Source organism: Olsenella uli (genome assembly GCF_901212655.1).
Taxonomy (GTDB): Bacteria; Actinomycetota; Coriobacteriia; order Coriobacteriales; family Atopobiaceae; genus Parolsenella; species Parolsenella uli_A.
The window spans coordinates 49,681-61,068 of record NZ_CAAKON010000022.1; the positions used below are offsets into that span (position 1 = coordinate 49,681).

At 65.7% G+C, this 11,388-nt stretch carries 10 protein-coding genes; 5 read left to right on the forward strand and 5 right to left on the reverse strand.

Features of this window, described 5'->3' with window-relative positions:
• Positions 1 to 90: 90 nt before the first annotated feature.
• From EFAMC2_RS04850 to EFAMC2_RS04870, 5 genes are all read right to left on the reverse strand, one after another.
• Positions 91 to 1,524, reverse strand: coding sequence for a hypothetical protein (locus EFAMC2_RS04850; RefSeq protein ID WP_154027652.1), 1,434 nt, complete (start codon positions 1,522 to 1,524; stop codon positions 91 to 93).
• A 290-nt stretch (positions 1,525 to 1,814) separates the two neighbouring features.
• The gene (locus EFAMC2_RS04855) at positions 1,815 to 3,329 is read right to left on the reverse strand and encodes a hypothetical protein (protein ID WP_187325154.1); all 1,515 of its coding nucleotides are present in this window, start codon (positions 3,327 to 3,329) and stop codon (positions 1,815 to 1,817) included.
• Between the two features lie 148 nt (positions 3,330 to 3,477).
• Positions 3,478 to 5,103: an SGNH/GDSL hydrolase family protein gene (locus tag EFAMC2_RS04860; protein WP_154027654.1), complete on the reverse strand. Its 1,626-nt coding sequence runs from the start codon at positions 5,101 to 5,103 to the stop codon at positions 3,478 to 3,480.
• Position 5,104: 1 nt separating this feature from the next.
• Positions 5,105 to 5,971 (reverse strand): metallophosphoesterase family protein, encoded by an 867-nt coding sequence (locus EFAMC2_RS04865; RefSeq protein WP_154027656.1) that lies wholly within the window; start codon positions 5,969 to 5,971, stop codon positions 5,105 to 5,107.
• Positions 5,972 to 6,015: 44 nt separating this feature from the next.
• Positions 6,016 to 6,654 carry a very short patch repair endonuclease gene (locus tag EFAMC2_RS04870; protein WP_154027658.1) on the reverse strand — a complete coding sequence of 213 codons (639 nt, stop codon included), beginning with the start codon at positions 6,652 to 6,654 and terminating at the stop codon, positions 6,016 to 6,018.
• 310 nt (positions 6,655 to 6,964) lie between these two features.
• Here EFAMC2_RS04870 and EFAMC2_RS04875 point away from each other — a divergent pair, with 310 nt between their 5' ends.
• The 5 genes from EFAMC2_RS04875 to EFAMC2_RS04895 all read left to right on the forward strand — a co-directional run bounded on the left by EFAMC2_RS04875 (position 6,965) and on the right by EFAMC2_RS04895 (position 10,760).
• A complete protein-coding gene (locus EFAMC2_RS04875; protein ID WP_154027660.1) occupies positions 6,965 to 7,405 on the forward strand; it encodes a (deoxy)nucleoside triphosphate pyrophosphohydrolase in 441 nt (146 codons plus the stop codon).
• A gap of 34 nt (positions 7,406 to 7,439) precedes the next feature.
• The gene (locus tag EFAMC2_RS04880) at positions 7,440 to 8,453 is read left to right on the forward strand and encodes a hypothetical protein (protein WP_154027662.1); all 1,014 of its coding nucleotides are present in this window, start codon (positions 7,440 to 7,442) and stop codon (positions 8,451 to 8,453) included.
• A 77-nt stretch (positions 8,454 to 8,530) separates the two neighbouring features.
• Positions 8,531 to 9,379, forward strand: a complete 849-nt coding sequence (gene thyA, locus EFAMC2_RS04885; protein WP_154027664.1) for a thymidylate synthase — start codon at positions 8,531 to 8,533, stop codon at positions 9,377 to 9,379.
• Between the two features lie 242 nt (positions 9,380 to 9,621).
• Complete coding sequence (locus tag EFAMC2_RS04890; protein WP_261980091.1) at positions 9,622 to 10,152, forward strand: dihydrofolate reductase; 531 nt, start codon at positions 9,622 to 9,624, stop codon at positions 10,150 to 10,152.
• Between the two features lie 230 nt (positions 10,153 to 10,382).
• Positions 10,383 to 10,760, forward strand: coding sequence for a heavy-metal-associated domain-containing protein (locus EFAMC2_RS04895; protein ID WP_154027666.1), 378 nt, complete (start codon positions 10,383 to 10,385; stop codon positions 10,758 to 10,760).
• Positions 10,761 to 11,388 lie beyond the last annotated feature (628 nt).

Below are 11,388 nucleotides of genomic sequence, written 5' to 3' on the forward strand. Positions count from 1 at the left end.
AGGCAGACCGCCCCTCGTCTTTTGGGCACTCTACCCCACCTGTCTGACATTAATTCAGCCGAGCGACCAGCCTCGCCCCTTCGCCCGAGCCTACCGCTCGAAGAAGGCCGCCATGTTCAGGCGGCTCGTCCACTCGCCAATCGTGTTGGCAAAGCCGCAGCGCGTGTACACGCCCGCAAACTTGCCGTTGAACAAAAACAGGCCCTCCATGTTGGAGGCGTCCGCAAAGCCCAGCTCGTCGGCGTCGGTCGGCTTGCCGCGGTGCTCGCCCTCCACAAGCGTGCCGCGCAGAACCGGTGTGCGGTACTGCGGCGCGTAGCTCTGGATCACGCCGCCGCGCTCGGCCGTCTTGGCAAGCGCGTCCGCCCAGACCTCGTCGGTGGCGTCAAGGCCGGCCAGCACGCCCACGGAGTTGTAGCCGCCGCTCGGTTTCACGATCCACTTGTCCTTCTCGGAGAAGCGCGCAAGGTCCGTCTCGGCACCCATGACCTCGGTGTACGGCACGTGCGCGTGAACGAACTCGATCTCGGCCGGCGTGAGGACATCGGCCATCGCATCGCTCCAGAGCACGGCGAAGACCGTCTTGGTGGCACACGGCCAGGTGCGGAAGCCACCGATGACGCAGGCGATGTTCTGCTCGGCCGCGCGAATGAGGGCGTCGCGCCCCTCGCACTGCTTCTCCCAGAGCTCACCGGTGACGGCGCGACGCCAAACGCAGGCGATGGGACCGTCGGCGTCGACGAGGCGCAGGCGACCGGGCTTGACCTCCTCGATGCGCAGGTCGCGGATGTCGGCAAAGCGCGCGTGCACGCCGCGGTCGCGGAAGAGCGACACGAAGTGGGCCACGTCGTCCTCGTCGATGCTCTCCTTGTAGTCCACGATGGCGAGGCTCATGGTCTCGTCGCCGTAGGTGTAGTCCTCGCCGGGGTTGGTGTCGGGAAAGCCTGGGCCATACCAACCCTTGTAGGTCTCGATGAGGGCGTCTGCCCAGGCATTGCAGATGTCGTACGACTTGAGGTTGGGGTGCGCCTGCTCGAACTCGCGGAACGACGGCGTGAGACGCACGGCGCGCGTCACCTCGTCGGTGGTCACCATGCCGGCCGAGCCGTCCGTGTTGAGCTCGCAGAACTGGAACTCGCCCGTCTCCTCGTTGAGGAAGATGTCCACGCGGGCGAGAGGAATCTGCTGCTCATAGCCCGTGTCCAGGCAGCAGAGGCGAGCAAAGGCGGGATCGAGGGCAAACTGGTTGCGCACGGCGTCGTTGTTGCGGAAGGCACGCGTGAGCTTGTCCATGATGGAGCCCATGGTCTCGGCAGACTCGCGCAGGAGCTTGGTGGTAGCCGCGTCGAAGACCTTGGGCGTGAGGGCCCAGGGCGTCGGGGCGCCGTGGTAGAGGGCATGTGTGCCCGCGAGGTAGGCGTCTGCGCGCTCGCGTCCCCCCTTGTCGCCGTCCAGCTTGCGCACGATTGCGTTGAACTCGTCCTCGAGGGCGCGGGAACCAAGCTTCTTTGTGGTTGCCTGCATGTGGAGCCTCCAAACATACGGAGTTGCCACGACCGACCCCATCTCGCAACCGAGCATGCAACAGCAGTCATGGCTCTCATCGAGCGGCCAAACCTCGACCGCGCTTTCACCTTGTCTTTCACCTTGTGCGACCGAGAAATAATCGGACACAAGAGGAAAGTCTATCCAAACTCAAGGAGTTCTATGCAAGCCTCATGTAAGAGCAAGGGAGGATGTGCCGCATCCAAAGAGCCCCGCACGCCCCTGGTGTCGGGACGAGCGGGGCCCGGTCGTGCGGCGGAGTTCTGGCCTTACACAAGCGGCGGCTTGCCAGACTTGGGCGCAACGGGCGTCGCCACGGGGACAGGCGCTACCACGGCATGTGCCACCGCCGCCGAAGTGATGGGCGATGCCGCGGTGGAGGCAACGGATGCCGCGGCGGCATGTGCCACGGCCGCGGGGGCAGACGCCGCCACGTCTTTCACGGCAGAGCCTGCCGCCTTCACCGTGCCGGCGGCATCCTTCACCACCGCGTGGGCCCCACGCGCAACCTCACGCGCCTCGGCCAGGTTGGAGACCTCGACAACCTTGCCGTCGGCAATAGCCACGCCCAGCGTGGTGACCACGTCGGCACCCACCGGCGACACAGGCAGCTCCTCGATCGTGGCAGGCGCCACAACCGGAGCCTCCACCTTGACGCCCCGCTTGAGGCGACGAATGGCCAGAGGCGAGAAGATGAGGCCGGCGGCGAGGTAGACCGGGCCACGGAACGTGCCGAGCATCTTGTAGCCCTGGTTCACGAGCGTCTGAATGCCAAGCTGGGCCAGCAAGAGCGAGATCGTGAGCAGCGCGATGCCAAGCACCGCGTCGATGACCACCTGGTTACGGCCGCCGTTGGGGTTGAAGAGCACGCCAAAGCGCGACGTGGCCGCCACGACGTCGGCCGTGGAGATGTAGGCCAAAAACAGGCTCAGGGAGTAGAAGCCAAAGAGCGGGCTCGCGGAGCCAAAGTGCTGCTGCACCAGGGTGAGGATGGGAATGTCCTCGCCCACGACGCCCGGCATGCCCGAGAGCACCGCGGCCGTTACCAGCACGAGCATGCCCGTGTTGGTGACGATGCCGGAGATGGCCATGACCTTGTTGTCTTCCTTGCAGCCAAACTGGCCGGCAATGGCGATGTAGGCGCTCGTGAAGCCCGTCTGGAAGAAGGTGTAGAGCACCATGTTCTTGAGGGCGTCGCCCGTGCCCATGCCAAAGGTCTCGCGAGTGCTCACGATGGTCTCGAGATTACCGGCGTTGGCGCCGATGATGGAGACCGCGATGACTAGCAGGCTGCCCACCAGCGCAATCGAGAGCGGCAGGTTGAGCTTGGCGAGGAAGCGCGCGCCAAACATCGAGATGACCACGATGGCCGCCGAGAACAGCACCGTGGCCAGCACATAGTTGATGCCGAGCGTCTGGTTGAGCAGCGTGCCGGCGCCGGCGATGGTGGTGCTACTCGTCACGATGACGCTTGAGAGCACCACGAGGTCGAACAGGGCCAGCAGCGCGCGGCCCGCCCACTTCTGGTTGGGGAAGAGTGCCAGCGCCACATCCTTGTAGCTGCGCGCCTTGATGCGGCGGGCAAACTCGCCAATGAAATAGAAGCTGAGCCCAATGATGGTCATGGGCACCAGCGTCGTGAGCAACGAGAGCCAGCCCGCATTCACGAAGAAGGAAATCTCCTGCAAACCCGAGGCGAAGCCAGCACCGCAATGTTGTCCGAACCACGCACCTGCCGCACCGAGTGCCACCGTCCATTGAATCTTGCTGCGTTTGGTACCCATGTTCACCACCACTTCTCACCGAGAGGCTGACACTTGCATGTTCAGCATGCGGCCTGGCGTGAACACGAGAGGCACGAGATGGCCATTGGAAACTGTTCATCTACGAACGATTTCCCAAATGGACACACTATTCATGTAAAGTCGTTTTTTACTCTGCGTCGGAGTCCATCTGAGGCAGTCTCATCGTCCCGTTGGCAAGCTGGTCCTCAGGCTCCATGGCAGACGCCGCCGGCTCATCGATGGGCACTTTCGAGGTATTTTTCTTGGTCCGACGCGTCTGCCGCTTCTTGGGCTTGGCGGCGGGCTCCTCCTTGGACACTCCCACTAGCAGGTTTCCCGCAGGCCCCACGGCAGACGCCGCCGGCTCGCCGGCAGGCTCCTTGGCCATCCGCTTCTTTGCCGGCTTCTTCTTCGCGCGGCGGCGCTTGGGGGCGGGCTTTGGGGCCACTTCCTCGGCGGGAAGGTCGAAGAGCACAAGAGCGGCGGGCTCGGGCTCCTCCGCCGCGGGCTCAGCCTCCGGAGCGGGCGCCGTGACGACGCACGCACCGCAGCGGCCAAAGGTCCCAAAGTCGCGCAGGCAGCGGCACTCGAGCTGCTCGATGGCAGCCATGACTACGCCCGCCAGCTCCTCGGCGCCGGCGGCAGTGGGGTGTCCGTCCGGGTCGAAGACGAGCTTAGAGCCCTCAAGTGCAGGATTCTCCGCCATGGCGAGCGCCGCGTGACAGGCGGCGACGCGTTGGGAGCGCAGGCGCGCCGCGGCTTCAGCAACGATGTCGGGCACCTGCGCATAGCAGCTTCCGCGCACAATTTGGCTGTCATTTGCCGGGGCGGGCGGCAGCACCACAAGCCCCGCCTCGGGCCACAGGCGGTCCACCATAGCAAGGAACTCGGCGACCTCACGCCGCACGACGCACTCGCCGCAGCGCCCATAGCGATAGTTCTCGCCCAGCGCCACCACCACGAGCGTGGGAGGCTCGATGCCCTCGAGGCCCATGAGCGCCGTGGGCTGAAAGACCTGGGCCCCAACGCCCTGGTTCAGAAGGTCTGCGCCAAGGCGGGAGGCAACGAGGGAGGGCCACGCCAGCGCCGGGTCCTCGGCAACGTAGCCCTGGGCCACGGAATCGCCCAGCACCAGCAGGCGAACGGGCTTCTTGTCTGCCTGTCCAGAGGCGGCCGTAGCAGGGTCAACAGGCCGCACATAGGTGCCGTTGCCGGCAATGCGCCCAAGCTCACAGCCACGAAGCGCCGGCAGCCAGAGACGCACGCGATGCACGTCCCCAAAGCCGGGCAGCTGCAAAAGACCCCCAGCATCCACGCCATCGGCAAGCTCGAGGGTCACGGACGGTCCCCACTCCTCGCGCGGGTTGCCCGCGAGTTCGCCAGGCTCCGGCATGGGAAGCGCCACATGCCGGCCATCCACGTCGTAGGAAAGGCCGTCATGCGCCAGTTTTGCCCCCGAGCCATCGACCGCCTCGAGCACCTTGCGCGTGGCGCGTGGCTCCTCGTCTACCCGCAGCTCCACGAGTACCTCGGAGGCATCCGTCTCGAACTCGAGGCGCACGCCCGCCGTGCAGGCAACCATCTGCCGGTAGATGCCGGGATACCACGCCAGGCAGCTCTCGAGCGCGCGGCGCTGCCTTGGCAGAAAACGCCAGGGCCTCACCCACTTGTGCGGAAGCTCCTCGACATGGACTGCACCCCGGATGAAGTCTCTCGCGAGCTCGCAGCAAATCTCAGGTACGGCGGCCGATCCGTGCGTGCGGATCTTGGCCACGCTACTCGCCCTCCCGAACCTCGGCGTACCACGCCTTGTGATCGTCGAGGCGCAGGATGCCCACACGCCCGATGCCAAAGCCGCCGGCGGCAGCGCAGTCGATGTCGACGCGGTCTGCGATGCCGCCCGTCAGCTCCCGGGCGCCAACCTCCACGATCATGCCATGGCCGTCGTCGGTGGCGCACACGAGGTTGGGGTCGTCCACATAGAGGCTCAAGTAAGGCGAGGGGGTGTGGCCGGCAATGACCACCGGGCCCGCCCCCTCGGCATCGACGAGTCCCGTGGGGGCGCCCCAGAACTCCTCGCGAATCCAAAGCAGGTCCTCGGCGTCCTGGGCAGCCAGGAGCTCGGCCAAGGTTTCCGTGCAAGAGAGGTCCGCGTCCTCGTGCTCGCCGCGCCAGGCGGCCGAGCGCTTGGGGTCGATGCCGGCATGCACGATGGCATAGGCCCTGTCCGAGGTCTGGGCGACCTTGAAGAGCGGCAGGGCGCGCACCCAGGCCTCGAAGTCCTCGAACTCCTCCGGGCTCAACGCCTCGAGCTGGGTTGCCGTCACGCCGCCGCCATTGAGCATCCAGCCCGTCCAGTCGCCAAACTCCTCAGGGCCAAAGCCCGAGGTGTCGAAGGCCCCGTCCTTGGGCGCGCCGGAGCGGGAGAGCGCGGAGAGCATGAGCTGCTCGTGATTGCCCATGAGCACCTCGGCGTTGGGCAGGGAGCGAACGAGGGAGACCACGCCGAGGGGGTCGGGGCCACGGTCGATCATGTCGCCCACAACGAAGAGCTGGTCGTCCTTACCAATCGAAGCGGCGTTGAGTACCTCGTCGAGCGCCTTCACGTGTCCGTGAGCATCCGATGTGACGTACACCGCCATTGCATGCCTCCCCTGACACCGGCTGGCGACGCCAGCGCGAGCAGCTACTTCCTTCGCCCGGCACCGTGCGTGCGCGCGCCGCGCGCACGGCCGGATTTGCTCATACCACTATGACGCATGCGGAGCCGCTCCGCGAATTGTCCACGCCGCCAGACGGGCATGGAACCAATTTCCACGACACGCCCCTCGAGCGTCCAGGCAAAATCCGGCCCGGTCAGCGGGGCGGCTGTCTGGGCCGCTCCCCTACGCAGGGCCCGGGCATGGTCGCGAACCTCCTGTGCGCGACGCACCTCGTGCACGATGGCCTCCATGGAATGTGCGAAGCGCCCCTTCTTGAGCCGACACTCCCACACCACGATGACGGTCCAGCCCGCAGCCACGAGCAGCTCGCGGTCCTTGCGATCGCGCGCACGATTGCGGGCAAACTTGGCCTCCCAGAAGGCGGCGTTGCTCTTGGGGTCTGGCAGGGCGCAGTAGGGACAGCGATGCCAGAAGCAGCCATTGACGAAGATGGCCACCTTGCGACCCGGATAGCAGATGTCTGGCTTGCCGGGAGCCTTCTTCCAGTGGAGGCGGTAGCCGGAGAGGCCCGCCTCGCGCAGAGCGGCACGAACCTTGAGCTCGGGCTTGGTGTTCTTTGACTTGTTGGCCTGCATGACGCGGCGCGTCGCCTCAGAAACCATGGCCCTCCCCCGCGTCTTCCTCGCTCCTTGCGGCCAGCACTCGCACGACCCCCGCACCTCGCAGCCATCCGCGGCAACGGAGCGCGGGCTACCTTGTCGGCACGCCAACAATGCGCACCGCAGTCATCCGCGACCGGGGGCGTCCCTTGCCCCCGCGGCAAAGGCGGGGCTAGTGTACCCTCATTGCATGCAGGGCGCGCCCCCGCAGCACCAGGGAACGCGGCCGCCGCAAAAGTGCCCTCATTGCCTGCAAGGCGTAGCCCCAAAGCGCCGTAGCGCAGCAACCACGTATCCAAGGGAAGGGAATCCCATGGCACAGCAAACCGGCCCAGGCAAGCCAATCGTTCGCGTTGCCGCCGCCATCATCTGCCACGACGGCAAAATCCTCGCAGCCCAGCGCAGCTACGGACCCATGAAGGACGGCTGGGAGTTCCCGGGCGGCAAGATCGAGGAGGGCGAGCAGCCCGAGGACGCCGTCCGGCGCGAATGCGCCGAGGAACTGGGCCTCAAGCTCGGCGTGCTCTGGCCGTTCTCCTCGGTTGAGTACGACTACCCAGACTTCCACCTCTCGATGGAGCTCTTCATGGGCGCTCCGGCATCCGGCCAGGAGCCCCAGATGATCGCGCACGAGGCCCTGCGGTGGCTCGACCGCAACAACCTGCTCTCCGTATCCTGGCTGCCGGCAGACGAGGAGCCCGTGCGCGCCCTCGGGCTGGCGTGGGACGAGCTCTTCGACGAGATGCACCTGTAAAATGGACGGCACGCAGCCAACGGGAGGGGCATCCATGGAAGACGAGCGCAAAGACGAGTTCAGCCAGCAGCCGGTCCCCGGTCAGGCACCGGAGCAGCAGGCAAACTCGGGCTCGCCCAAGCCAGAGCCGCAGATGCCCCAGGTTCCCGCAGGTGCGCATGCGGCGCAGCAGGGCGCTCAGCAGCAGGCGTCACAGCAGGCCCAGACGCCTGGGCAGACGGCGCAGCCGCAGCAGTCTGCCGACCTCGCTCCCGCGCCGCAGGTCATCGAGAGTGCCAGCGCCACCACCTCGCCAGACAACAGGTCAGGCGCAGCCCCCTACCTCATCGTGGTCGCGGTCCTCGCCCTCGCGCTCATCTCCAGCCTCGCCTTCACGGGACTGCTTGCCAGCGTCGCCTCCGATATCGAGGATGAGATCAGGGACCAGGGCCTCGAGCTCAATTATGGTGGCCAGAACCAGCTCGGCGGCAACTCCGACGGTTACCTCGACAACGGCCTCGGCGCCGGCAACGGATACGCCAATGGCTACGGCTCATCAAACGCAGACCTCACGGCAGACAATGTCCTCGACTTCGACTACCGGTGCTTTGACGAGTCCGTGAACGACTACGTGTTCGCAAGCGACTACGCGGGCTCGCAGGCTCCCGTCGCAGACTTCGTGCGCCAGCTGGCCAAGATCGACGGCGACGCCACCACGGCCGCGCAGTCTCACCTCCGCGCCGCCGCGTCTGCCACCGACGACGCCACCCGTGCCTCTGAGCTCCAGCAGCTGGCTCAGCTCTGCTCGGACACGCAGGCCTCGGTGCGCGGCCTGGCGCTGCCCGCGGCAACGGGCACGCACGCGGAAGACATCCACGGCGAGCTCGAGGAGGCCCGGGAGGACACCGCCGAACGCTGGGAGGACATGGCCAAAATCGTGGCCATCATGCAGTCCCCCAGCGGCCACAAGGCAAGCGAGCTTGACGACCTTGACTCCGAGGCAAGCGACGTGACCTCCATCGCCATCGACCTCTCCAACGCCCTCGGAGACTCCGCCGCCTCCAGGTAGCCCCAGAGAAGACCGACGTTGCGGCGGGCACTGTAGCAGGTGGCCCGCCGCTTTACGCATGACCCGAAAGGAGCCCTATGAGCAGGGCAGACAAGCTCTTTGTGTCCATGTGCGAGGACATCCTCGAGAACGGCACCACCACCGAGGGCCAGAAGGTGCGCCCGAAGTGGGAGGACGGAACGCCGGCCTACACCATCAAGCAGTTTGGCGTCGTGAACCGCTACGACCTGCGCCAGGAGTTCCCCGCGCTGACGCTGCGGCGCACCGCGCTCAAGAGCTGCATGGACGAGGTGCTGTGGATCTACCAGAAGAAGTCCAACAACATCCACGACCTTGCGAGCCACATCTGGGACGAGTGGGCCGACGAGTCGGGTTCCATCGGCAAGGCGTATGGCTACCAGATCGCGCAGAAGAGCCACTACCCCGAGGGCGACTTCGACCAGATGGACCGCGTGCTGTTCGACCTCGGGCGCACGCCCTACTCGCGTCGCATCATGACGAACACCTACGTGTTCCACGACCTCTCCGAGATGAACCTCTACCCCTGCGCCTACAGCTGCACCTATAACGTGACGCAGCACGGGGGAGATGCCGCTCCCACCCTCAACCTGCTGCTCAACCAGAGGAGCCAAGACATCCTCGCCGCCAACAACTGGAACGTGTGCCAGTACGCCATCCTGCTCATGATGGTGGCGCGCCACGTGGGGATGATTCCGGGGCAGCTCGTGCACGTCATCGCCGACGCACACATCTACGACCGTCACGTAGACATCGTGCGCGAGCTCATCGGGCGCGAGCAGTTCCCCGCCCCGCGCGTGACGCTCAATCCCGAGAAGCGCGACTTCTACGCCTTCACGACGGACGACCTGATCGTGGAGAACTACCAGCACGGACCGCAGGTGCGAAACATCCCCATTGCGGTGTAGGTCACACGCGGGGGTTGCGCCCCCGCGTCCGGCTCGGGCAGTCCTGAGGTCGCACGGAGGTGAGGTTTAGTCACCTCCGGCTCCTGCGAAATAATGCCGAACGAGGGGACAGCCCAGCAAGCGCACACGGCGCGGAGAGGCGCAGGGTGCCCAGAGGGCGTTCTCCGCACTGCGAAGAATCGTCTACCTCATTTTTTGTTGCAAGGCAACTTAACTTGCGACGCTGTCACGAAAGGATTGCCATGTCAGAGCGCAAGCCGCTTCCGAACCTGTTTGCCATTGTGGCCGCGTGCGACGATTGGGGCATTGGCCTCGATGGCGACATGATCGTGCGCAACAAAGCCGACATGCGCCACTTCGTTGCCTGCACCACGGGACACACGGTCCTGCTCGGTCGCCGGACGCTCGAGAGCTTTCCGGGCGGACGTCCGCTCAAGAACCGTCGCAACATCGTGCTCACGCGCGACCGCTCGTTCGCGCGCGAGGGCGTCGAGACGGCCGGCTCGCTCGATGAGGCGCTGGCACTGTCCGCCCCCGACGAAAAGGTCTGGGTCGTCGGGGGCGGACAGGTCTACCGCGAGGCGCTCCCCCTCTGCAGCGCCGCCATCGTGACACGCGACCACTGCGTGCGCGAGGCCGACACCTTCTTCCCCAACCTCGAGACGGACCCCGCGTGGGTTGTCTCCGACATCGCGAGCAAGGATGACGAAGGGAACCCCCTCGTCACCACCGAGGGGGTTCCCTTCGAGTTCGTCACCTATACGCGGGCGTAGCTGTCAGCCAACGAGCTCGCAGGGATTGCGGCGAAAGGTTGTCCGGGGTCGGCGCCGGCATCGGGAAGTTCCACGGAGTGCCCGGCAATCGAAAACGAGCCTGCGGCCTGGGCGCCGGCAATCAGGGCCTCGATGATTCACCGCCATGCCGAAGGAGTAGAATCATGCGCGCAAGTAAGCCATAGCCAACACGGGTGCAGGGGGCACCCGTCGTCAGGGAGGCGCTCGTCATGCCAAACATCTCGAACTTCATCATTCTCGCCATCATCGTCGTTGCGATGGCGGTCGTGGTGCGCAACTACATCCGCAAGGGCGGCCACGGAGACTGCTGCGGCGACACCGACGGCAACATCAAGCTCAAGGGCCCCAAGGACCGTGACGTCTCGCACTACACCCACGCCTACAACGTGACCGTGACGGGTATGAGCTGCGATAACTGCGCCACCAAGGTTGCCAACGCATTCAACGGCCAGGACGGCATGTACGCCGAGGTGAGCCTGACGGACGGCAAGGCGCTCGTTCGCACCAAGGAAGTCGTGGACGCCGACGCGCTCAAGTCCGTCGTCCGCAATGCCGGCTACGGCGTGGGCGAGATCACCGAGGCCTAGGCTTTCGGAGATTGTTCTCACGTGACGCCCGTGCGGCGCAGGGTGCCGAGCGCCAAAGCAACCGGCTCCTGCGTTCCCTTACGATGCAGGCGCCCGTGCGGCGCAGGGTGCCGAACACCAAAGCAACCGGCCCCTGCGTTCCCTTACGCTGCAGGTGCCCACGCACCGGGATATTCGGCGCTCGCGTCTCTCACGCTCACATGGCTTGTACGGAATTACATCCAACAATTGAGCTCTCATGCAACGCGAGCACCCCTGCATTACCACATCGGCCCACAAGGCGGCGCCCCAGGCGGGCGCCGCCTTTATATTGAATGACATGCGTGAGCGCAATGCGAACCGAAACCAGCCAAGTGGTCGCAAGCCCGCGCCCATCCCTTCAAGGCCCGCCCCACGCGCTCGCAATAAGCGGCCCACCCTCCCTAAACGCTCACAATAAGCAGCCAGCCCTCAAACGCTCACAACACGTAGCCACCCCCCTCCTCGAGCGCCCGCCACCTAAACGCTCACAACCCGTAGCCACCCCCTCCTCGAGCGCCCGCCACCCAAGGACGACCCTTCACATATTCTCGCAACCCGAGTACCGCCCATGAATCGGGGCGATTGCGCAAGCCAAGTGGTGGCGCGC